24 protein-coding genes are annotated in these 23,649 nt (G+C 37.0%); 11 read left to right on the top strand and 13 right to left on the bottom strand.

The features are described 5' to 3' along the window. A complete protein-coding gene (locus tag KZZ04_RS05075; protein WP_219422025.1) occupies positions 1-993 on the bottom strand; it encodes an MDR family oxidoreductase in 993 nt (330 codons plus the stop codon). A gap of 49 nt (positions 994-1,042) precedes the next feature. Further along, positions 1,043-1,675: a TetR/AcrR family transcriptional regulator gene (locus KZZ04_RS05070; RefSeq protein WP_058403997.1), complete on the bottom strand. Its 633-nt coding sequence runs from the start codon at positions 1,673-1,675 to the stop codon at positions 1,043-1,045. 399 nt (positions 1,676-2,074) lie between these two features. Here KZZ04_RS05070 and rmf point away from each other — a divergent pair, with 399 nt between their 5' ends. Then, the gene (gene rmf, locus KZZ04_RS05065) at positions 2,075-2,245 is read left to right on the top strand and encodes a ribosome modulation factor (protein WP_004586522.1); all 171 of its coding nucleotides are present in this window, start codon (positions 2,075-2,077) and stop codon (positions 2,243-2,245) included. Positions 2,246-2,331: 86 nt separating this feature from the next. Here rmf and fabA read toward each other — a convergent pair whose 3' ends face one another. Next, positions 2,332-2,847 (bottom strand): bifunctional 3-hydroxydecanoyl-ACP dehydratase/trans-2-decenoyl-ACP isomerase, encoded by a 516-nt coding sequence (fabA, locus tag KZZ04_RS05060; protein ID WP_058403998.1) that lies wholly within the window; start codon positions 2,845-2,847, stop codon positions 2,332-2,334. Positions 2,848-3,050: 203 nt separating this feature from the next. On the opposite strand from fabA, the gene KZZ04_RS05055 reads away from it, so the two are divergent. Genes KZZ04_RS05055 through KZZ04_RS05045 form a run of 3 tightly spaced genes read left to right on the top strand, consistent with a single transcriptional unit; the run spans position 3,051 to position 5,156 of the window. Then, positions 3,051-3,908, top strand: a complete 858-nt coding sequence (locus tag KZZ04_RS05055; protein ID WP_219422024.1) for a 6-carboxytetrahydropterin synthase — start codon at positions 3,051-3,053, stop codon at positions 3,906-3,908. Continuing rightward, a complete protein-coding gene (locus tag KZZ04_RS05050; RefSeq protein WP_219422023.1) occupies positions 3,901-4,719 on the top strand; it encodes a M23 family metallopeptidase in 819 nt (272 codons plus the stop codon). Before KZZ04_RS05055 ends, KZZ04_RS05050 begins: the two co-directional genes overlap by 8 nt. 5 nt (positions 4,720-4,724) lie before the next feature. Then, positions 4,725-5,156 carry an acyl-CoA thioesterase gene (locus KZZ04_RS05045; RefSeq protein ID WP_058404001.1) on the top strand — a complete coding sequence of 144 codons (432 nt, stop codon included), beginning with the start codon at positions 4,725-4,727 and terminating at the stop codon, positions 5,154-5,156. A 176-nt stretch (positions 5,157-5,332) separates the two neighbouring features. Here the strand turns inward: KZZ04_RS05045 and KZZ04_RS05040 are convergent, their stop codons facing one another. From KZZ04_RS05040 to KZZ04_RS05020, 5 genes are read right to left on the bottom strand one after another with little or no spacing between them, the layout of a single operon-like run. After that, on the bottom strand, positions 5,333-6,646 hold the full coding sequence (locus KZZ04_RS05040) for a Na+/H+ antiporter family protein (protein WP_219422022.1): 1,314 nt from the start codon (positions 6,644-6,646) through the stop codon (positions 5,333-5,335). An 8-nt stretch (positions 6,647-6,654) separates the two neighbouring features. After that, positions 6,655-8,631, bottom strand: a complete 1,977-nt coding sequence (locus KZZ04_RS05035) for a DUF3488 and transglutaminase-like domain-containing protein (protein ID WP_219422021.1) — start codon at positions 8,629-8,631, stop codon at positions 6,655-6,657. After that, a complete protein-coding gene (locus tag KZZ04_RS05030; protein ID WP_219422020.1) occupies positions 8,624-9,616 on the bottom strand; it encodes a DUF58 domain-containing protein in 993 nt (330 codons plus the stop codon). Before KZZ04_RS05030 ends, KZZ04_RS05035 begins: the two co-directional genes overlap by 8 nt. Positions 9,617-9,621: 5 nt before the next feature. After that, positions 9,622-10,527: a MoxR family ATPase gene (locus KZZ04_RS05025; protein WP_058404005.1), complete on the bottom strand. Its 906-nt coding sequence runs from the start codon at positions 10,525-10,527 to the stop codon at positions 9,622-9,624. 12 nt (positions 10,528-10,539) lie between these two features. After that, positions 10,540-10,923: a response regulator gene (locus KZZ04_RS05020; RefSeq protein ID WP_058404006.1), complete on the bottom strand. Its 384-nt coding sequence runs from the start codon at positions 10,921-10,923 to the stop codon at positions 10,540-10,542. 664 nt (positions 10,924-11,587) lie between these two features. Here KZZ04_RS05020 and KZZ04_RS05015 point away from each other — a divergent pair. The 6 genes from KZZ04_RS05015 to KZZ04_RS04990 all read left to right on the top strand — a co-directional run bounded on the left by KZZ04_RS05015 (position 11,588) and on the right by KZZ04_RS04990 (position 18,312). Then, complete coding sequence (locus tag KZZ04_RS05015) at positions 11,588-12,916, top strand: hypothetical protein (protein WP_219422019.1); 1,329 nt, start codon at positions 11,588-11,590, stop codon at positions 12,914-12,916. 93 nt (positions 12,917-13,009) lie between these two features. Continuing rightward, on the top strand, positions 13,010-14,317 hold the full coding sequence (locus KZZ04_RS05010) for a sugar ABC transporter substrate-binding protein (RefSeq protein WP_219422018.1): 1,308 nt from the start codon (positions 13,010-13,012) through the stop codon (positions 14,315-14,317). 139 nt (positions 14,318-14,456) lie between these two features. Further along, a complete protein-coding gene (locus tag KZZ04_RS05005) occupies positions 14,457-15,329 on the top strand; it encodes a carbohydrate ABC transporter permease (protein WP_219422017.1) in 873 nt (290 codons plus the stop codon). A 2-nt stretch (positions 15,330-15,331) separates the two neighbouring features. Further along, positions 15,332-16,162 carry a carbohydrate ABC transporter permease gene (locus KZZ04_RS05000; RefSeq protein WP_219422016.1) on the top strand — a complete coding sequence of 277 codons (831 nt, stop codon included), beginning with the start codon at positions 15,332-15,334 and terminating at the stop codon, positions 16,160-16,162. A 10-nt stretch (positions 16,163-16,172) separates the two neighbouring features. Further along, positions 16,173-17,183, top strand: a complete 1,011-nt coding sequence (locus KZZ04_RS04995; protein ID WP_219422015.1) for an ABC transporter ATP-binding protein — start codon at positions 16,173-16,175, stop codon at positions 17,181-17,183. 169 nt (positions 17,184-17,352) lie between these two features. Further along, positions 17,353-18,312 carry a sugar-binding transcriptional regulator gene (locus KZZ04_RS04990; protein ID WP_058404011.1) on the top strand — a complete coding sequence of 320 codons (960 nt, stop codon included), beginning with the start codon at positions 17,353-17,355 and terminating at the stop codon, positions 18,310-18,312. A gap of 280 nt (positions 18,313-18,592) precedes the next feature. Here KZZ04_RS04990 and KZZ04_RS04985 read toward each other — a convergent pair whose 3' ends face one another. The 4 genes from KZZ04_RS04985 to KZZ04_RS04970 form a co-directional block, all read right to left on the bottom strand. Next, positions 18,593-19,369, bottom strand: a complete 777-nt coding sequence (locus tag KZZ04_RS04985; RefSeq protein ID WP_058404012.1) for a DNA/RNA non-specific endonuclease — start codon at positions 19,367-19,369, stop codon at positions 18,593-18,595. Between the two features lie 276 nt (positions 19,370-19,645). Then, a complete protein-coding gene (locus KZZ04_RS04980; protein ID WP_138527656.1) occupies positions 19,646-20,218 on the bottom strand; it encodes a tRNA-(ms[2]io[6]A)-hydroxylase in 573 nt (190 codons plus the stop codon). Between the two features lie 75 nt (positions 20,219-20,293). Then, positions 20,294-20,923, bottom strand: a complete 630-nt coding sequence (locus tag KZZ04_RS04975) for a sulfotransferase (protein WP_058404014.1) — start codon at positions 20,921-20,923, stop codon at positions 20,294-20,296. Continuing rightward, positions 20,924-21,298 (bottom strand): MAPEG family protein, encoded by a 375-nt coding sequence (locus tag KZZ04_RS04970; RefSeq protein ID WP_058551958.1) that lies wholly within the window; start codon positions 21,296-21,298, stop codon positions 20,924-20,926. It abuts the gene before it with no gap. A 159-nt stretch (positions 21,299-21,457) separates the two neighbouring features. On the opposite strand from KZZ04_RS04970, the gene KZZ04_RS04965 reads away from it, so the two are divergent. Next, entirely contained in the window at positions 21,458-22,810 is a 1,353-nt protein-coding gene (locus KZZ04_RS04965) for a DUF2254 domain-containing protein (RefSeq protein ID WP_219422014.1), read from the top strand. 27 nt (positions 22,811-22,837) lie between these two features. Here the strand turns inward: KZZ04_RS04965 and KZZ04_RS04960 are convergent, their stop codons facing one another. Next, on the bottom strand, positions 22,838-23,566 hold the full coding sequence (locus KZZ04_RS04960; RefSeq protein ID WP_219422013.1) for an SIMPL domain-containing protein: 729 nt from the start codon (positions 23,564-23,566) through the stop codon (positions 22,838-22,840). Between the last annotated feature and the right edge of the window lie 83 nt (positions 23,567-23,649).

The following is a 23,649-nucleotide window of genomic DNA, read 5'->3' as shown; positions in this document are numbered from 1 at the left end:
TTAACGTTGGCAATTAACTACAACACGGCCTCTAATTTTGCCTTCCATTAATAAGTTAGCGTTATCGATTACATTTTCTAAACTTATCTCAGTTGAAATTTTATCTAAATAGTCGGCTTTTACTAAAGTGGCTAATCTATTCCATGCTTCAACTCTATCCGCTTTTGGTCGCATTACACTATCAATACCAATTAACGATACACCACGTAATATAAATGGCGCAACTGATGCGGGTAAGTCCATACCTTGGGCAAGGCCACATGCGGTTACAACGCCTCCATATTTGAGTGATGCGCAAATATTAGCAAGCGTATGGCTGCCAACAGAATCAATAGCGGCAGCAAAGCGCTCTTTTTGTAATGGTTTGCCTGGGTTTGAAAGCTCATCTCTGTTAATTATTTCTGTTGCGCCGAGTTCTTTTAAATATTCGCTTTGATCAACTCGACCTGTGGCTGCTGTGACCTGATAACCAAGTTGATTAAGTAAATATATAGCAAAGCTACCAACGCCGCCATTTGCCCCTGTAACTAAAATTTCACCTGCGTCTGGTGTAATGCCTTGCTTTTCAAGTGCTATAACGCTGAGCATAGCGGTATAACCCGCAGTACCAATTTGCATTGCTTGTTTTGGGCTGATAGCAGCAGGTAAAGGAATTAACCAGTCACTATTTAGCGCTGCTTTTTGTGCAAGGCCGCCCCAATGTTTTTCGCCAACACCAAAACCGTTTAAAATAACGTTATCGCCATTTTTAAATTCATTGCTGGTGGAGGTTGTAACAGTACCCACTAAATCTATACCTGGCACCATAGGAAAGCTTCTTACTACTGGCCCTTTACCTGTAATTGCTAAGCCGTCTTTATAGTTTAATGTGCTGTATAGGGCATCTATTTGGGTGTTCTCTTCAGGTAAGTCATTTTCGTTAAGCTGCGATAAAGAAGCGCTATAATTATTATCTTCTTTATTAATAACAATGGCTTTAATTGGGTTATTCATAATATATCCTTTTAGACCGATCGTCTTTTAATTGGTAAATAAAAGTGCATTAAGTTAATAATGCACGTAAAAACATTTCAGTGTACAACGTAAGCGGTGTGCTTGATTTAGTGAGCTTTGCTCGCATTACTGCGCCTTCCCAACCAATCCAAAAGTACTCACTCATTAATTGTGTATTAACCGTTTTAGCAATTGTGCCTTGCTGTTTAGCTTGGTTTAAACATTTTTCAATTTGTATTTGCCAAGAGGTGTAGCTTTTCATTAATCGATCTTTAAATTCATCGCTTAAGTGATTTAGTTCTTGGTTTAAATTGCCAACTAAGCAACCGCGTTTGTAGTCGTACTTGCTCATGCCTTTAATGGCACTTTGAGTAAAATTGACTATTCGTTCAAGCGGTGGAGTATTTTGTTGCTCAAGGTAATGGCTTAGCTTTGCAATAAAGTAACTGTCGTAGGCATCGACTAAAGCAATGCCATAAGCTTCTTTACTTTTAAAGTAATGGTAAAAAGAGCCTTTAGGTACCGAGGCTTTTTTTAATATTGTATCGAGTCCTGTAGCACTAAAGCCAAACTCAGTTAACGTTTCTAACCCCGTGCGTATAAGTAACGCTTTAGTATCGGCGTTATCTCTGGCTATTTTGGGTGGACGGCCACGTCGTACGGTTGTTGTATTTTTGTTCATTAAACTATATTAGACCGATCGGCTTTTAATGTGCAAGTATTAAATTCGTTTGTTTAAAAATAATACCGACTTTTTCTGATTATGTAATGGCTACTATTTGTGAAATTAAATTTATGTTTGAACTTCACTTATTTTTATTAGTCAATAATTGAGGTTAATACACAAATTGTGCGAATTAGTTAGTTATGATTTTAAATCGATAAGTAGGTTACATATCAGCGTGGTATGACCAGGTGAATTGTTTAAATGTTAATTCATTTTTGCATCAGCAGCTTAGTTAATGTCAAACAATTTAATTGCTTTTGTTATTTGAACTTTACATTTTTATTAACTATTCATTAATTGTAGATTTCACTTATGCTACAAAATATATAATTAAAAAAGGTGAGGATAATACCGATGAAGAGACAGAAAAGAGATCGTTTAGAAAGAGCTCATTCTCAAGGTTTCAAAGCAGGTTTAGCAGGTCGTTCTAAAGAGCTATGCCCTTATCAACAAATAGATCCAAAATCAGAGTGGTTAGGTGGATGGCGAGAAGCGATAGAAAATCGCAATATGTATAAAACCTAATTTATAAACAAATTAAAGCAAAAAGGCCTCCATATTGGAGGCCTTTTTGTATGCAGTTTCTGAAAGTAAAACTGTATATAAGTAGATTAAAAAGACGTGGTGTCTTGAAATAACCCTACTTTTAAATCTTTTGCTTCGTATATTACGCGACCATCGACTTCTACTGTACCGTCTGCAACGCCCATAAAGAGTTTACGTTTAATTACGCGTTTCATTTCAAGGCGGTACGTTACTTTTTTAGATGTTGGGAGTATTTGGCCTGTAAATTTAACTTCACCTACACCTAAAGCACGGCCAAGACCAGGACCGCCTGACCAGCCAAGATAAAAACCGACAAGCTGCCACATCGCGTCAAGGCCTAAACATCCAGGCATTACCGGGTCACCCTTAAAGTGGCAATCAAAAAACCAAAGGCTCGGGTCAATATCAAGCTCAGCGATTATTTCGCCTTTACCGTGGCTTCCACCATCAGCATTTATAGAGGTAATGCGGTCCATCATTAACATGTTATCGCTAGGTAAACGACAATTGCCTTCACCAAACATTTCACCTTGACCACATAGGATCAGTTCTTCTTTTGTATAGCTGTTTTTAGGTTCCATAACTCATTATCTTCGCTTAGAAATTGCCAGTACTTTAGCGTACACTTGTACGCTAAACAACTCGGAGCAGTTAAATATCCACTATATTGCGTATTAAATCATCAATCAAACAATGGCTTGGCTTTTTGCTTTATAAAACCGCGCAATTACAATCAAAAATCATTATAATTACCGCTGTCTTATAACTAGTCTAAAGGAAGTTTATGATCCTTTTTGTTAACTCACTTACTGTGATAGATTTTTCTTACTTATGTAACAAACGCGGCGCCGTTGGCGAAAGCTGGATTGTTGATTTAACTTTGCACGGTAAACTAAATGATGAGTCGATGGTGTTGGACTTTGGATTAGTTAAAAAACAAATTAAAGGCATTATTGATGAATGTATAGATCACCGTTTAGCTATTCCTAATAGCATAAATGGGTCAGTGACAGAATTTGATGAGTATAAAACACTTGATTGTACCTTCGGTGACAACCACCATTTAGCAATGAGTGCACCACATCAAGCCTATTGCATGATTGATGCTAATGAAATTAATGTAGAGTCGGTAACTGCATTTTTAGTTGATACTATTTTGCATAAGTTGCCTTCAAATATTGAAAAAATAGAGTTAGCACTAAAACCAGAACATAGCCAAAGCTTTTATTACCATTATAGCCATGGTCTTAAAAAGCACGATGGTAACTGCCAGCGGATAATTCATGGTCATCGCTCTCAAATAGGTATTAGCCTAGATGGTATATCTATGCCTCGTTTACAAAAAGAATGGGCTATTCAGTGGGAAGACATATACCTAGCAACAAGTGAAGACCAAATAACATCGGAAAGTTTAAAATATATTACTGCAAAAGCCGATGATGTTTGTTTTGCATACACATCAGCTCAAGGTTATTTTGAAATGGCAATTAGTGAAGCACGCTGTGATATTTTACCTATTGATACAACCGTTGAATGTATTGCTGATTATATTGCTGGGCAAGTTAAAGCCAAATACCCTGAACAAAATGTAAAAATAACAGCGTATGAAGGGGTTGGCAAAGGAGCAATCAGTTATGCTTAAGTCACTTTTATCTACGTTGGTTGTCGCTTTAGTGAGTGTAAATTCGTTTGCTGTTGAACTAAAAGGGCACCTTACTCAAGGCGGTTTAGTGACCGGGAAGCTGAGTGATGTACAGTCTGTTAGTTTAAACGATACACAGTTAAAGCTGTCAGAAAATGGTGATTTTGTATTTGGTTTTGGTCGCGACGCAAAAGCAAATCATACACTTAGCTGGGTTGATGCAAATGGAAAAAAACATACTCAGGAATTAGTGATTACTAAACGTGATTACAACATTGACAAAATTACGGGCGTTGCAAAAAAGTATGTTTCTCCGCCTAAATCTGTAAGTGAGCGTATAAGCAGAGAAGCGGTTGCTGTAAGAAAAGCGCGTGCTGTGAATTCAGATCTTACCTTCTTTTTAGACCCTGTATTAAAACCAGCGCAAGGTAGAATATCTGGTGTTTATGGTAGCCAGCGATACTTTAATGGTGAACCACGTCGCCCTCATTTTGGCTTAGATATAGCAAACAAAACAGGTTCTCCGGTGTATGCACCCATTGGTGGCACCGTTGTATTTGCAGAACCTGATTTATATTATTCAGGCGGTACGCTTATTTTAGATCATGGCCATGGAATTACCTCTACTTACATTCATTTAAGTAAGCTAGATGTAAACGTGGGTGACACAGTTAAACAAGGTAATAAAGTTGCTGAAATTGGTGCAACCGGCCGTGTAACTGGTCCGCATTTAGACTGGCGTTTTAACTGGAAGGGTGAACGCCTAGATCCGGGTTTATTAATGCAAGATACGTTAGCAAACAAAAAGTAGAGACTATGACAGACGTAAATCGCGATGCAATTATTGCTCAGCGTATAAAAGATTCAACTACATCAGTTACAAAAACAGTGTTTCCAGGGCGCACTAATCACCACAATACATTGTTTGGTGGTGATGCATTAGCATGGATGGACGAAGTTGCATTTATTGCTGCTACTCGTTTTTGCCGCAAGCCTTTGGTTACTATTTCGTCTGATAGGGTAGATTTTAAAGAAGCTATTCCTGCAGGTACTTTTGCTGAACTAATAGCTAAAGTAGTGCATGTTGGTAATACGAGTTTAAAAGTAGACGTAGACATACTGTTAGAAACAATGCATAAAGATGATAAACACTCAGCAATAAGTGGTAGTTTTACGTTTGTAGCTGTAGATGATAATCATAGGCCAACCCCCGTAGTATGCGATAAAATGATTAACGGGTTTAAGTAAAAGCTATAAATAAAGATAAGCATCTATTAAGGTGCTTATTATTTTACACATAAAGAACACATCATACTAAATTTTGTTTTAATGTTATCTTTGCATTGGCTATGTTAATAGGGTAACTAATAACCAGGTAAGAGGGCTTATTAAGAAATAAACCCTATATGAATGATTTATAATGATTAAAGTACCATTGCTGCAATCCAGCCGAATATTAATAATGGAATATTAAAGTGTAAAAAGGTTGGCACAACCGAATCCCAAATATGATCATGCAGACCATCAGCGTTTAAACCAGAGGTGGGTCCAAGTGTAGAGTCAGAAGCAGGAGAGCCTGCATCGCCTAAAGCGCCAGCAGTCCCTACAAGTGCAGCAGTTGCCATCACTGAAAAGCCAAGTTCTAAACACAAGGGAACAAATAAAGTTGCAATAATTGGTACCGTTGAAAAAGAACTACCGATTCCCATTGTGATTAGCAAACCTACTAATAAAATTACCGCCGCGGCAATGGGTTTATTTCCATCAAATAAATTTGCGCCGCTGTTAACTAAGCTTTGTACATCACCCGTCGCTTGCATAACCGATGCAAAGCCTTGGGCCGATATCATAATAAAACCAATCATGGCAACGCCTTTGCTAAATACGTCGCCATTTTCTTCCCATTTAACAATACCAAATAGGCTAAATATCATGACACCTACCAAGCCGCCAAGTATCATTGAACCACTAATATTTTGTGCAATTAATGAAGTGAGCACAGCGAATAACCCAACCACCATTACCTTTTTAGGATTTTTGATAGGCTCAGCTTTGCTCTGATTATTCATCGTGCTCGCTGTATAATGTCGTTGCTTTTTATACGTGACAAACACAGCAATCAGTAGGCCAATAAACATACCTAACGCGGGAATAAGCATTGCGATGGGTACACTGGTATTTACAATTTCAAGTCCATTATCTATAAGATTTTTATGTAAAATCGAGTATAAATATATCCCACCAAAGCCATATGGCAACACCATGTAAGACGTTGCTAAACCAAATGTTAAAATGCATGCAATAGCGCGTCTATCCAGTTTTAATTTATTAAATACAACTAATAAAGGCGGAATTAAAATAGGGATAAATGCTATGTGAACAGGCACTAAGTTTTGTGAAGAGATAGCGCAGGCTAAAATAATCATCAAAATAAAATAACTCAATAATGTTTGGCTTCCTTCACTCTTGGCATCAACCTTGGCTAAGAGTTTTTCAGCCAATATGCGAGTTAGTCCAGACTTTGATATTGCCACTGCAAACGCGCCTAACATGGCATAGCTCAGTGCAATTTCTGCGCCTGCGGATAAACCTGAATTAAACGCATCTAAACTTTGTTTTATTCCTAAGCCAGCAGTTAATCCTGCCACTATAGCGGATAAAGTCATTGCCACAATCACATTGACACGAACTAAGGTAAGCGCAAGCATTAAAATAACGCCAACAACAACAGCATTCATAGTTTTCTCTATTTTGAACTTTTAATTAATTTTATCAGATCTTTAGCTTGAGTTTTGCGCTCTTTGGTAAATGGTTTGTTAGCATAGCGACTGTTTTCAAACAAATGTTTAAATTCTATTAGCTCTTTAGAGGCGCTTGGCTTTTTCTTTGCCATAAACTCAAGTTGTTGTGATGGACTGAGAGAGTCGGTCGATGTAATATTTTTTTTATTTCCCCAATGCAAAATCTCGTTATACGCTTTAACAATGGGTGGCAGTTTAGCCGTTTTTGTTTTTGGCCAGTTTAAGTAAATAAAATAAACAGCAAAACAGAGTGCTGCGGTTATTAATACAAACAACGGAACCAACCAACTTGTTTTATTACCGAATAGCGACTTTAAAAAATCATTTTGTTTTTCTTGATCAAAACCAAGTACCCAGCTTGACCATTGATAATCTAATTGCTCGAGTTCCAGCCTTAACCAGTTTATTGCGGCAAAGTTACTTAAGCTGACTAAGCCAAAGTCTAAATTATTTTTAAACTCTTCGTTTAACTCTTGGTTTTGAGAAAGCGATCCATTTAATCGCTCTGGAGCAACAACCGCCGTGGCATCAAAAATAGTCCAGCCTTTATTTTGTAAATAAACTTCTACCCAAGCATGGGCGTCGTATTGGCGAACAGTGAGCGTATTGTTGTCGTTATTATATTCACCACCTAAATAACCACTCACTACACGAGCAGGAATACCTGCAGATCTAAATATATACGCAGCAGCACTGGCATAATGACCGCAAAAGCCACGTTTATTTTCAAATAAAAATTGATCAAGAGTGTTATTGCCCGACATTGGGGTAGGGGTTAACGTATAGGTGAAATTTTGCTCTACAAAGTAATTAAGTAACGCGTTATAAAATGTTTGTTCATTGCTTACTTGCTCTTTTAACTGCATGGCAAGTTTATTAGTTTTAATATTTTGCTTAAAGCCTAAATAAGTGTACCTGTTTTGCTCAAACTCATTGAGGGGACTCACTGAAAATTGATAGCTTGCTACATTGTATTGCAGGCTTTTGGCTTGATAACTTTGTTTTCTGAGCAAACCAAGCGCATTAGCGTCTACATTTTTACTGTTACTAGTTGAGTAGGTTAATCCATAAAGCCACTTTTGTGTTGCAGGCTCTGCAATGACTGAGTAGTTGGCAATAGGCGTGTTTTGCTCGGTTGCTAAATTTTGATTTGATTGTTGATTATTATATTTTAAAAAGTCAGACGTAAGCCATGCATTACCATTAAATTCATCATGAATAATTGCACGCCAATAGTAAGGCGTTAGAGGAGGTTGTTTACTAAACGTTGCTCTAAAAACAAGTTCATCTGAATTAGATAATTTTGCAATGTCAAAAGGGTCGACTTGTTCAGAAAGTCCAGTTTTAGCTAGTTTTGGGCCGGGCAACTGCCAAAAAGCAGGCATTTTTGGTAAAAACAAAAGTAGAAATATGGCCAGCGGTAATGCCATTAATAACAATTTTGAGCTTTGTTTAGCGCTTATTTTTAGATTATGTTTAGACTCAAGTAGTCCAAGAACAGCAAAGTTTAATATATATAAGCCACTTACCGTTAACGTAGTTACTATTGTTTGGCTAAATAAATAAACAGAAGACAAAGAGAAAAACGTCAGTGTGGTTATAACATGATAGTGCTTTTTGTTTTTTGCTTGTAGTAATTTAAATAAACTTGATAACAAAAGCATAGCAACAAACAGTATTACAGTATCGGACATTCCGATTGTAAATACCATTAAGGCCAATGCGCCTGCGGCAAGTATATTTGCCAGCCATGCATTAGGCTTTGCTATGTTTTTTCCTGTTATAAATGCATTCCAAAGGCATAACCCAGCCAACACACTAATAAATGGAAGCGGCAAGTGGGATGTAAAAAATATAACTAAGCAGGCGTAAATAAAACATAACGATAAATTAATTACTTTTTCGTTTTTAAGTTCAATCATTATTATCACCAGCAAAAGAACTTAAGCTTTCTAAACATTGTTGCTTATGCGCTTGCCCAGTGTTGATGTTAATTAATGTGTTTGGCAATTTTAACATGAAAGGGGTGTTGTGTTCAGTGGCTTCACACACTAAATAACATAGCTGACTTAAACGTTGCTCAGTGGCGCCAGTCATTAGATTAAAATCAAATAATGCATTCGTTGTTTTAAAATCAACAAAGTCTTTTACTAATAATTGTTTGGTTTTGGCATAGTGCTTCCAAGATATTCTGTTTAAGCCCATTTCAGGCTGATGAATTAATAGGTTTTCGAATTCTTCTGTACCAGGCTTTTTTGCCATTCCATTTTGTGCGTATTCGTCTTGCGAAGAAATATGCGCATCACTAAGCACATATTCGTGGGCTGGGTAAACATAGGTTTTAGTTTGTATTTGTAAGTAGCTCCACACAGTTACCAAACCAAAAGGATAATTACTGGCTATTTTTATTCGTTGGAGTTCATAACAGCCTCGGTTTTCATAAGGAAGTGGCAAACTACTACTAATCGACTTATTTGAAATTGTATCGTAATGAGTATGTGCTTTTAATTCATTGTTGTAGGTAATAGAAACCGACTGACATATAGAGTAACTTTGTAAACTCAATTTTAAAATTGGTTTTTGTGGGGAAAAACTCGGCAATACTTTATCAAAAGTAACTGTTAACCCTTTTGCGTTGCTGTACCCCATAAAAACAGCCAGTACAATGACTACAAACATTAAATAAGACATTACCAAAATTAAATTATTTTGATAGTTAATACCCATTACAAAATTTAAAATAGCAACAATAACAAAATACCACCCTAAGGAAGACGGCAGTACATAAATTGTATTGTGTTCAAGCGTAATAGAATTTTTAAGGTGTTTGTTTTTTAGAAACTTTTCAAAAATTATCCGTTTAAAAGATGTAAATAAACTAACTCGTTTTGCTTTTTTAGCTGGCATAAAGGCTATACCGGAACCGGCACTGCTTGTAACAGCTCTCTTACTTGAGCTTCGCCCGAGTCGCTATGCAATCCCAAACGGTGTAGGCAAACACTTGAAAACACCGCCTGCACATCTTCAGGAATTACAAAGTCACGGCCATCTATATACGCCCATGATTTAGCGGCTTTGGCTAATGCAATACTTGCACGAGGTGATAATGAAGCCGCAAATGAATGACTGTTTCTCGTAAAGTTTACCAATTCAATAATGTAATCAACAATAGGTATACTCAGTGTTACACCGTTAATTTGTGTTTGAATTTGTTTTAATTGTTGTTCATCAATTCGCTTAGGTAATTGGCTATAGTCACGTTTTTGTAAATTTAAAATTAAACGTTTTTCTGCTTCTTTTGTTGGAAAGCCCAAGCTAATACGCATCATAAAACGATCCAATTGTGATTCTGGTAGCGGGTATGTACCTGACTGATAAAGTGGATTTTGGGTAGCAATAACAAAAAATGGATCGGGGAGGTTATACTTTTTACCATCAACCGTGACTTGTTGTTCTTCCATCGCTTCGAGTAAAGCACTTTGTGTTTTAGGACCGGCACGATTTATTTCATCAGCTAATACAACTTGGCTAAAAATAGGGCCTTTATGAAAAGTAAAACTATGTTCATTACTATTAAAAACATTTGTTCCAAGTATATCTGCAGGTAACAGGTCGCTGGTAAATTGAATACGTTGGTAAGATAAGCCAAGTACAGTAGCTAACCCATGCGACAATGTTGTTTTGCCCATACCGGGTAAATCTTCAATTAATAAGTGGCCTTGACTAAACAGGCAAGTAAGCGCTAATTTTATCTGCTTTTGTTTTCCAAAAATAACATTTGATAAGTCGTCTATGATCGCGGTAACGGTGCTTTGCATGCTAACCTTTTATTATTCTATGAGTTCGAGACGTTTCATTACTGTGTCTACTTTTTTGGCATTAAAAGGTTTTGCTATAAATCCTTTAGCCCCTAGCTCCCATGTATTCTGTACATTTTCCAAACTGTTATGTCCAGAGCACATAACTACATGAGCGTGAGGGTAGGTTATATTAATAAATTCTAAAATATCAGTCCCATCAGAGTCGGGTAAATCCACATCTAAAAATATAACATTAGGGGATTTTTTATCGATAACCGGTTTTGCAGAGCTAAAATCAGTGCTTTCTAAAATGTCTTCATAACCCAGTTCGGTTAAAATTTGATTTAGATAATCTCGAATTTCTTTTACATCGTCAATGATGAGGATAGGCTCTAGTGGGCGAACAAATTCCATATGTAAGTTACTTCTTTTAATACTTCTCAAGTATTTTAATATTAAGCTAAGGCTTACATAACCTCAAGAATGTTGCACAAAAAATCACTCTATAACACTACTTTAATCAAACTATATGTGTTTAATAATGAGGGTCTGTTGATCTTTCAAGATTTAATCTCATCAGTCTATTTGGTATTCAGGCAAGTTAGAGTCTAAAAGGTGTGGGGATTACCCATAAATTGACCATAACACAGAAGTAGTTATCGAGCCCACTTGGTTACAAAGCTCGCGCCACCATTAAACAGCCCCAGTTTGAACGATTTTTAATCCGCAAAAAACAACAGACCCTAGGCCCTGCATATAAAAAGTATTAACAACCCGTATAAAATCAATACTATATTCCTACCTTTATCGTCATTAAATTTAAAAACATGTTTAATCATACTTTTTTCACTTATTAATTTTATTACACAAACTATTGATATAAATACATTTAATTAACAATTTTAAATTTGTAAATGTTTTGTAATAAAAAACCGTTGACCTATTAATTTCATTCTGTGATTATGCTCACCAGTTGAGCTTATGCCCATTAGTGAAATTTGTTACAGTAAATTAACTTAATGCTCGCATGGCTTTTCTACACACTCACACTAAACACTACACAAACGAAGAGCTTATTATGTTAAAAAACAAAAATACAAAATTCGCAATTTCACTTTTAACTGCCGCTATGGCTTCATCTATGCCGGCACACGCTGACATGTCTGACTATTTAGACCGCATTGATGTTGATTTTCTATTAATGCAAAACTTTCAGTCTATTCAAGCTAAAGACGGTGCATTTCGTCCAGAAGATGAAGTACAAGAGTCTGGTTTTGGGCGTATAAGAGCAAATTTACAGCTTAAATTTCACATTAATGAGTTTATCACGGCCGATATAGATATAGCTGAAGAACCAAATGATTTTGGTGGTGGCGATCGAGACTTTTCATTTCATAATGACTTTGCAGGTGTAGAGTTTGATTTACTTGGCTTATATGGCACACCAAAAGATGATGAAAATCTAACGCTTAGATTAGGCAATATTGGTGCAGCGCCATTTCAGTTTAAAGGCTTTCAAGATGGTGCAGATAACCAAGGTAATGCACTCATTGGTAATGGCATAACCGACTACGCAACTGCGGAGAACGGCGCGCAGCTTAGTTACACTAAAACATACGATAGCGGTATGCTTCGTTCATATAATGTTGCGGGTCATATAACAACTTCTAGTTTTGGCGAAGCGTTTCAGCAAGACCGTGGTTATAATTATCGTCTTCAAGGTACTTTGGAATTTGAAGGTGGCTTCAAAGCTGGTTTAAATTTTTTCAAAGCCAATCAAGGCGACCAATTGAATTTTGAAAATGGCGTAGCTAGTTTAGATGGAGTAACTACAACAAACTATCGTTTTGGCGATGGTGAAAACTATAACTTTTCTGCCTCACCATCAAATGAGCGTGACACGCATGTAGGCGCAATGCCTGGACTTGAGCAGTCAATAGTACAGCTAAACCTAGCATACCAACCATCTGATGAAACAAGCCTAGTGTTCATGGTTGGTAAATCATCAGATGATTACACATTTGCAGATGCAGCGGGCAATGCAGTTGCAGGAATTACATACTTTGGTACCGATGGCGTAGCCGACGCTAATGGCACAACGTACGATTCAAACAGTGTGATAAAAGGCGATACATCAGTAGAATATTTTGTGTTTGAAGCACAACAATACCTTATTCCTAAACAGTTATATGTAGCAGCTCGTTATTCAGAAGCAGAAAACACATCTGAATTAATAGCGCAAACAGACAATACAGTAGAGCGTATTCAAGTTGCTGCAGGGTACTGGTTTAACGATAAGACGTTATTAAAAGTTGAATATGTAAATCAAGAAGAGGGCGTTAATTCTGCTGGCCAAATAGGCGCAGGTTTTCACGGTTTCACATCTGAGATTTCAGTTAAGTTTTAACTTTTATTCAGTGGCTTTGTACTTAATTCAACTAGTTTAATCTGTTAATTAGGTACAAGCACACTATTTAACGTGACAAATAAGGTATTTACGATGAAAAACAAATTATTAATGCTTGCCTGCGGCATCATGGCAATGAGCAACGCGTACGCTAAAGAAACTATTACAATAGCCACTGTGAATAATGGTGACATGATCACCATGAAAGAACTGAGTAGCGAGTTCACAAGCCAACACCCTGATATCGACTTAAAGTGGGTAACACTTGAAGAAAATATACTTCGCCAGCGAGTAACAACCGACGTTGCCACAAAAGGGGGGCAGTACGATGTTATGACCATCGGTACTTATGAAGTACCAATTTGGGGCAAACAAAACTGGTTAACAGAGTTAGATAACCTAGGTAAAAATTACGATTTAGATGATTTAATACCCGCTATTCGAAGTGGGCTTACCGTAAACGATAAGTTATACGCTGCTCCTTTTTATGGTGAAAGCTCAATGGTAATGTATCGCACTGATTTGATGAAAAAAGCCGGTTTAACAATGCCGAAAGCACCGTCTTGGGATTTTATCCGCAAAGCGGCTAAAGCCATGACAAACAAAGAAGACGGTGTTTATGGATTGTGTTTAAGAGGTAAAGCAGGATGGGGTGAAAACATAGCTCTTATTACTTCAATGGCAAACTCTTTTGGTGCACGTTGGTTTGATGAAAACTGGAAGCCTCAATTTAATACTCCAGAGTGGGAAGCAACACTGCAATACTATGTTGATGTTATGAATGAATCGGGTCCTGCGGGTTCATCAGCGAATGGATTTAACGAAAACCTAGCGTTATTTCAAACTGGTAAGTGTGGTATTTGGATTGATGCGACCGTAGCCGGTGCTTTTGTAACGAATAAAAAAGACTCTGAAGTAGCGGATAAAGTAGGATTTGCACTCGCACCAGATAACGGCTTAGGTAAACGCGGCAATTGGTTATGGTCTTGGACACTCGCTATTCCTTCAAGCAGTAAAAAACAGAATGCTGCAATGAAATTTATCAGCTGGGCAACATCTAAAGAATACACACAACTTGTAGCCGATAAAAAAGGCTGGGCAAAAGTACCGCCAGGTACACGTAAATCTCTATATAACAATCAGCAGTATATTGAAGCCGCACCATTTGCACAAATTACGCTTGATTCTATTCAAACAGCCGATCCGAAAAACCCAACCGTAAAACCAGTTCCTTATGTTGGTATTCAGTTTGTTGCTATTCCTGAGTTTCAAGGGATAGGAACAGCAGTAGGGCAACAATTTTCAGCCGCTTTAACTGAGCAAATGACCGTTAAACAAGCGTTAAACTCGTCTCAGCGTTTAGTAGAAAGAGCAATGCGTAAAGCACGCTACCCTAAGTAATATCACATATGGTGGGCAAGCTCTCAACTTGCCCTATATTTTATGCCAATTCTACTTATGTTCTTAAATATATTATTAAGGGTTTCTGATTTTCACTTAATAGTTAGTAAATAGAATTGGCTTTTTAAAGGTCACCGTTATGGCAACAACTAACTCGCGTACGCTTGCTCGGTTCATGCTTCTTCCTAGCGTAACATTGTTACTCGCTTGGATGATTGTTCCGCTGTGTATGACATTGTATTTTTCATTCATTGATTACAATTTATTAGTTCCGGGTGATAAAGAATTTGTAGGATTTTTAAACTATGAGTTTTTTCTTACCGACCCGGCATTTTTTGAATCTTTCTTTAACACGCTGTATTTAGTAACTGGCGTTCTGTTAATTACCATTTGCGGTGGCATAGGTTTGGCTATTTTATTAGATCAAGCAATATGGGGCCGTAACTATGTTCGCATTATGGTACTTGCGCCATTTTTTGTTATGCCTACGGTATCTGCATTAGTCTGGAAAAATATGCTTATGAACCCTGTTAATGGTTTATTTGCTCACTTTGCTATGTGGTTAGGGTTCGAGCCAATAGATTTTTTTGCCCAAATGCCGCTGTTCTCAATCATTATCATTGTCTCTTGGCAGTGGTTACCTTTTGCTGCACTTATTTTGCTTACGGCGATTCAATCACTTGACCGCGAACAATTAGAAGCGGCAGATTTAGATGGCGCAGGTCCTTTTAGCAAATTTTTCTATATTGTTTTACCGCATTTATCACGCGCTGTTACAGCGGTTATATTAATAGAAACTATATTTTTACTTTCTATATTTGCTGAAATATTGGTTACAACAAGCGGTGGCCCAGGTTACTCATCGACAAACATTACCTATTTAATTTATACCCAATCATTACTGCAGTTTGATGTAGGCGGTGGTTCGGCAGGTGGCATTGTTGCCGTGATCATTGCAAATATAGTCGCCATATTTTTAATGCGCTTAATTGGCAAAAACTTGGAGGGGTAAGAATGAGTATTAAAAATAACACACGTTCAACACTTATTTATACCATAGCTGCATGGACTGTTAGCTCAATGATTTTCTTCCCAATTTTATGGACGTTAATCACTAGTTTTAAAACAGAATCTGAAGCTATTTCAGCCACACCCACTCTATTTGCATTCGAGTGGACGCTTATAAACTACTCAGATGTGCTGTCGAGATCACCATACTTTACTCATTTTTGGAACTCGGTTGTTATTTCATTAGGGTCAAGTTTAGTCGGTTTATTAATTGCTGTGCCAGCAGCATGGTCTATGGCTTTTGTACAAAGTAAAAAAACGAAAAACCTTTTAATGTGGATGCTTTCTACCAAAATGCTTCCGCCAGTAGGGGTGTTAATACCTATTTACCTTTTATTCAGAGACTTTGGTTTGCTCGATACAAAATTAGGTTTAGTTATTGTGATGACCCTAATAAATTTACCCATTATGGTGTGGATGCTTTATACCTATTTTAGAGAAATACCCGGTGAAATTTTAGAAGCATCACGCATGGATGGTGCAACTATTGGCGAAGAAATATTCCACGTGCTATTACCTATAGCCTTGCCTGGGATTGCCTCAACACTATTATTAAACGTTATTTTATCGTGGAACGAAGCATTTTGGACCCTGATTTTAACAGCAGCAAATGCTGCACCTTTAACCGCATTTATTGCCAGTTATTCAAGCCCAGAAGGGTTATTTTACGCCAAATTATCGGCAGCATCTGCTATGGCCATTGTGCCAATTTTAATTCTTGGTTGGTTTAGTCAAAAACAATTAGTACGTGGCTTAAGCTTCGGCGCAGTAAAGTAGGAGAACACACATGGGCAGCATCACACTAAAACAAGTAACTAAAAACTTTGATGACGTAAACGTTATTAAACCGTTAGATTTAGAAATTAAAGATGGTGAATTTATTGTATTTGTTGGGCCATCTGGTTGTGGTAAATCAACATTACTACGCATGATTGCTGGGCTTGAAGACACTACAAGCGGCAATATAGAGATAGACGGGCAAGATGCAACACATACACCGCCAGCCAAAAGAGGCTTGGCGATGGTATTTCAATCTTATGCGTTATACCCGCATATGAGCGTGCGTAATAACATTGCTTTTCCACTAAAACGTGCAAAAGTGAGTCCAGCTGAAATAGAGTCTAAAATTGCAAATGCCGCTAAAATTCTTAATTTAACAGATTATTTAGACCGTAAACCGGGCCAGTTATCGGGGGGGCAGCGTCAACGTGTAGCAATAGGGCGTGCAATAGTTAGACAACCATCGGCATTTTTATTTGATGAACCATTATCAAATCTTGACGCTTCATTGCGTGTAAATATGCGTCTTGAAATTTCAGAGTTACATAAAAGCTTAGCTACTACAATGATTTATGTAACACATGATCAAGTTGAAGCCATGACAATGGCCGACAGAATTGCTGTATTTAATGGTGGCATTATTGAGCAAGTCGGCACTCCATTAGAGCTTTATCAACACCCAGTAAATAAATTTGTTGCAGGTTTTATTGGTTCACCAAAAATGAATTTTATTGAGGTTCCAAACACCGAGACTAACGAAACAAAAAGCTTAGGTGTTCGGCCAGAGCACTTTATAATTTCACAAGATACAGGCACATGGGCAGGTAAAGTTGGAGTAATTGAGCACTTAGGATCAGAAAGTTTTTTACACGTAACACTGACAAATGGCACCACTGTAACAGTTAAAGCCGATGGTGATTGTCCGCTACAATACGGCGATTCGGTATTTTTAACTGCACAAAAAAATAAAGTGCACACGTTTGATACTAATGGGAATACTATTAAAGTTAACAACTAAATTGTAGGCTTACCAATGCCTTGTACTATGAATATAGTATAAGGCATCCGTTATTTCATATTATTGACTTCGGCATTATATAAATAAATGATATATTTATATTAAAGTCGTAGGTTTAAGCCTTTAAATTATAAAAATAAATGTTATTCCTTAAATAAAAGAGGTTTAAGTGGCAAAGTTATCGAACACAGAAATTAGAAAGCTCGATGATGCAGCAAGAGCAGGGTGGTTGTATTACGTTGCGGGGAAAACCCAAGATGAAATAGCAAAAAAGCTTAATGTATCGCGTCAATCAGCACAACGAATGGTGGCTTTATCAGTTAGCCAAGGATTAATAAAAGTAAGACTTGATCATCCCATTGCCAAATGCATGGATTTAGCGCAAAAGTTAAAAAGTCGATTTGGTTTAGTTTCGTGTGAAGTTGTACCAAGCGATCCTTCAGAGCCTTCGTCGACAGTCGGCTTGGCACAAGCTGGCGCAGCAGAAATACAACGTCATTTGAAATCAGAAACACCTAAAGTATTAGCGATGGGAACCGGCAGAGTTTTGCGAGCTGTTGTTGATGAACTACCAACACTTGATTGCCCACAACATAAAATAGTTGCTATGTTAGGTAACATGGCGTTAGATGGTTCAGCTTCGCCTTATGATGTTGTTGTAAGAATGGCCGAACACACTAATGCAAAACATTATCCAATGCCACTACCAGTTTTACCGCGTAGTATTGAAGAAAAAAACCAACTCCATGCACAACATAATATAACAGCCAATTTAAAACTCGCTAAAAATGCAGACGTAACCTTTGTTGGCATTGGTAGCTTAGGTGAAAAGTCACCATTACATATAGATGGGTTTGTTGACGCAGAAGAATTAAAAGAACTGCAAGGCTTAGGTGCCGTTGGAGAAATGATAAGTTGGGTTTACGATAAAAATGGTCAATTATTAGATTGCACTGTAAACCAACGCGTTGCCAGCACGCCATTAGTAACCAATGAAAACAAACAAATTTATGCTATAGCTGCAGGTGAAGAAAAAGTGTTGGCAATATTAGGTGCAGTGAGATCTAATATGATTAGTGGTTTAATAACGAACGAATACACAGCAGAACGCTTACTTAGTATTGATTAAACAATTAATACATAGGCTATTTATTTAAAAAGATTTAAGTTAAATAAAACCATATAATGTCCGATACCGTCTAGTATTGGACATAGTAAGAGTGCAATTATGCGCTCTTATTATTTAATATATTACTTCCTATAATTTATATTATGTTAAATAGGTTAATTTACTTAGTTAGTAAGGTAAAGTACTTACCTATTTAACGTATATAACGCTCTATTTAACTATAATTTGGTTTCAAGTGGTAATTAGCGGTATCCAATATACCGCTAACCTTAATGAGTTTTTAGTTACACCCTAGCTCGTTTGATAAACCAAATAAAGATGACTCTATCGTTTGCGCCTGATTACTCGTTAAATTAGGTAATACATTAATTCCAGTTCTACTCTCAACTTCATCAATACTGACTTGGGTGTTACAGAAATTGTCTCTGCGGCCTGCAGTTTGCTGCATAATAAATGCTGATACTTTAATAGTGCTACCAGATTTTTTCATTACGATTTTAAAATAACCACTGGGTATTGTGTGGTTTTCGTTAGCACGCGGTAAATCTGCAAAGTAATATTCGTACATTGGGCCTGTTACTACATAAAGGTTATTACCATCCTCAACATGATTTCTTACAGCAGTTTCAAGCCTAACCCATGGACCTTGGTTTAATGCAGAAGATTGAGGTGTGATATTAGAAAGCAAATTTGTTAAACGCCAATCAGCTGTATTACTAAAAGATGCTAATGGTACCTGATGCCCTCGGTCGGTATTAATTGTTGCGTATGCATCTGTGTAATCACTGGGTTCAAGTGTGTAATGTGAATATAAATCTGGGTCTGCTTTCCAACTTCTTGATCTTGATGGGCCACTCATTGTATCGGGTGTAACTTGGTATGCTACCCAGTCTGCAAATTTGGTATAACGATTATTTTTTAGGGTATAAATACTACGTTCAATCGTTTTGCCGTTATTTAATCCTGTTGGGCAACCTTCTAAGCAATTTGCTGCATCGGCTGTTGAAGCGATAAATAAGCTTGATACGGTTAATGATATTTTTAATAATGCTTTCATTGTTGTTTTATCCTGTATAAATGAGGATAAAAAACTAACAAGCCTTTGTTACAGATATATGTAAATTTATAAATATATTCAATAAGTTAAATAGAAATCATGCATTTAAGACTTAATCATTATGTTTTAATGTTAAAACTTTAGTTCTATTTAATCGCTTAATAAAAATGCGCTAAGCCCCCTATTATATCTATTAACGCGTTTGACTTAGATCTTAACTTACAAACAAAAAAAACGCAGGCAAATGCCTGCGTTTTGTGATTACATAAAATATAGTTAATGCAGTGCGGCTGTAAATGGGATGCTTTTACAAATTTCAGCTTCAGCAATTAGTAATTCTTCCAAGCGTACGTCTACTTCTTCTTTATCAAAGTATTCGTAAGCTAATTCAACAAAAAGGTTTTTATGTTTTTCTTCTGATTTAGCAATGGCCACATAAAAATCTTTTTCTTTACCAGCTGGTAATGCTTGGGCAACTAATGAAAAACGCTCATGCCCACGAGCTTCAATTACGCCGCCCACTAATAACCTATCCATTAAAAAACCATCACGACCGTGTCTAAATAAAGCGCGAATTTGTTTTATGTACGGGTCTTTTTGGTCATCACCTAGCGTTGTATCGCGTTCAGTTAATAGTTTAAGTACTTGTTTAAAATGTATTAGTTCTTCAAGCGCTAGGTCTGTCATCGCTTTAACAAGTTTACGCTTGTCTGGATAGTGCGAAAGCATAGAAATAGCCATGCCCGATGCTTTTTTTTCTGCAGCAGCGTGATCTTGTAAAAAGGTATTAAAGTCGGCAAGTACCGCTTCGGTCCATTCAAATGGAGTATGGTATTTTAATTCAAACATAATAAGTACTACTTAAAAAATAATGCGAGGATTTTAGCGTATTTTGTATTAAAAATCTTGATGGAGTCGCTAAAATTAAATCTGATAAGGCAAATGTTTATCTATACGCCCTTTCGCTGTCGACTCTATTTTTAAGGCGTGCTTTATATCATTCCACGCAGTGACTTTTCCGCCCATATTCATTTTTTCAAAACCTGTTTTATCGCTTGTTAATTCTAAAAAATCACACAGTGCTTTATAACTTGCAGGTTTAGCTATATCAATAGATAAAAAATCTTGCGGGCGGTGTTTAAAGTAGCGCTTGGCTGATTCAAAATGGCTGGTGTAACAATTTACTAAATAACTATCATCGTTAATATTTTCAAGCGACATTTCACTAAAGGTATTTAAATAACAGCGCTTTATATGAATATTAAAACCACCATCGCCGCGCGTTAAATTAGTATGCATACGCGTTAAAAGCTGTTTAATAGAAGGTAACCATGCACTTAGTTCGCGCTCTAGGTAAATAAATTTAGAATCTGGGTAGTGCTTATCAAGTACTTGGTAGTCGTTAAATATGGGGGTGTCGGCGATCGCCGTTGCATTTTTAAAACACGTTTGTGTGTAGGCAGTATGCGCCGTTGCAATACTCAGTTCTAAAAACGCATGGCACACACTTGTTGTGCCAGTACGCGGAAGGCCGATTATAAATAGTTTACTCATTTAGCTATTACGGGTAACAAGCAGTATAAATGCGCTAATAACCATGACTAAAAATGTGGCTACAGCACCTATTTGACGATACTTTAATTTTGCCTCTACTATGCCTAAATTATGAAACACGCGCCCTATTAACAGCGCGGCACCCAATATGTTGCAGTAATGGCTAGCGAGGCCTTGGTATTCAGCTAAAAAAAGCAAAATAATTGTAAAAGGTACATATTCCATAAAATTTGCATGAGCGCGAACTGCACGCTGTAGTTTAACATTACCGTTATCACCGAGTGATATTTGCTCTTTTTTACGCACTTTAATTACATTAAAGCTCAGGTAAATGTAATAAAACGCAAGTAAAGCAGCATAAGTTGAAATGATCACAGTGTATTCCTGTCATTTATTATTTGAATATTACATTAGCCGTTAGCCACGTAATTTTAATTTGGAATAATAACATATATTTTGATAAGCATTATCAGAAGTTTAGTGCTCAACTATGCTAATGTAGTTAAATAGATTTTAAGCTCACATAAGGATTTTATGTTTGTACCTCGTAAAGTAGCCGATAGTTATCGTGAAATGATAAACAGTATTGGTTTTTATCCCTCGTTATTTTCGATTGGTTTTTTACTGTTTGCCATTATTACTATGTCGCTTGAATATGTAGCGCCGGTTGAACAAATAAAATCATTTATATCGGTGGTTTTAGTTGATAGTGCTGAAAACGCACGTACCATTTTAAGTACCCTTGCGGGCAGTATTATATCGCTTACCGTGTTTAGTTTTTCTATGGTTATGGTGGTTTTAAACTCCGCTAGTGCAAGTTTATCGCCACGTGTTGTGCCTGGACTTATTACCCGTAAATCTCACCAAATGGTGCTTGGCTTTTATTTAGGTAGCATAGTTTACTCAATTATTATGCTTATAAATATTAATAAGCTTGAAGGTGGCGATACAGCTATCCCCTCTTTGGGGGTTTTATTTGCACTCGTATTTGGTTTGATATCGCTGGGGTTATTTGTATTTTTTATCCACTCTATTTCTAAAGCAATACAGGTTGATAACGTTTTAAATGGCTTGTTTAGACAAACCAAAGCAGAGATAAAAAGCATACAAACTAGGCAAGCAGAGTGTCCTTTTAATGACTTTCCAGATTTTACGCAGTGGCATTCAATTAAAAGTACAACAGAGGGTTATTACAAAGGCGTTCACACCGACAAACTGTGTGCGCTTTTAGAGCAAGAAAACATCCGTATTTATATCTCTGTAAATCAAGGTTACTTTACAGTTAAAGGGTATCCGTTTTTAAAGTGCGATAAAGACATATCAGCCAATGACGCGCTAATAGCTAAAATTTTAGATTGCTTTATTTTTTATATAGAAGAGTATATTAGCGACCATTATCGTTATGGCTTAACGCAAATTTCTGAAATAGCAGTTAAAGCAATGAGCCCAGGGATAAACGATCCGGGAACTGCGGTTAAATCTATTGATATGCTGAGTATTTTGCTTATTAAGCGCCTTGAAATAAGCGACATAAATTACTCGTTTAAGCACACAGATAACGAACCGCTGTTATTTATACACGAAACAAGTTTTGATGAGCTATTACACGATAATTTTACGCCACTGCGTAATTACGCTAAAAGCGATGCTTATGTAATGACTAACGTACTTGAAGCGTTTAAAAACATTTTGTTTGTGGCTCATGACGATGAAGATGCGCGCAATAGTTTGTTTAACTACTTAAACGCCATAGTCGATGACATTAATGAGCAAGTGACGAATGAGTACGACAGGCGCGAAATTAAAAATATGCTTAATTCTATTACCCGAATAAGTGAGCAACAAGGTGAGAAATTAGTGGCGCGTTTTGAGCGCCACCAAGATTAATCACAATTTTAGCGACCGTTAATATAGTTACTCTATAAAGTATATTGCATAGCTTGAAGCAGTCACTTTTATTTCTCCGGCATGGTAGGCATCGGGTACAAAGTTACCTGGTGTACTATCTGCTTTCATCATTGTTTGCTCGGCGCGCATATAAGGCTGAGATGTTACATTCATTGGGCTAAGCGAAGCTGTATAAAGCCCTTTAAGTTCCACCCCGTAATCTTCACTAAACTCTTTTGCTGCATCGCGGGCATCTTTAATAGCAAGCTTTTGCGCTTTTTTATGAAGCTCGTTGTAATTACTTGCTAAAAATTGTGTGTGATTAATTTCGTTAATCCCGTTGTTTACTAAGCTTTGTAATAGCTCTGGGTATTTTTTTATATCACTTAGTTTTAAGGTAAGTGTGCGCGACACTCTGAAGCCTTTGAATTCTTGCGACCCCGATGTGCGGTTATACTGGCTTTCACGATTTATTGAAATATGGCCTGCATTAATATCCCCTTCCTTTACACCCACTTCCTTAACGAGCTTAATTGCTTTAGCCATTGCGGTATCTGTTCTGTTTTTAGCTGCAATTAGGTTTTTATCAATTTCCGTGATACCAACGCTTAGTTGAACATAGTCTGGCATTGTCGTTAAGGTTGCTTCACCTTTAACATAAATATGGGGGGCGTTTGGTGTTGAGGCCGCAAGCGTATTAAAGCTAACAGCTGTTAAAGCTAAAGCGCTGCCTAAAAAGAGTGTGAGTGATTTCATAGCGTTATCCATTGTATTTAATTAACTCTATTAAAGAGCCTACGTGGTTAACAAAAAATGAACAAGCACAAAAAAACAGGCAA

The sequence above is a fragment of the Pseudoalteromonas sp. CR1 genome, from assembly GCF_019392235.1.
GTDB lineage: Bacteria > Pseudomonadota > Gammaproteobacteria > Enterobacterales > Alteromonadaceae > Pseudoalteromonas.
This window is presented reverse-complemented; position numbering and strand designations above follow the sequence as displayed.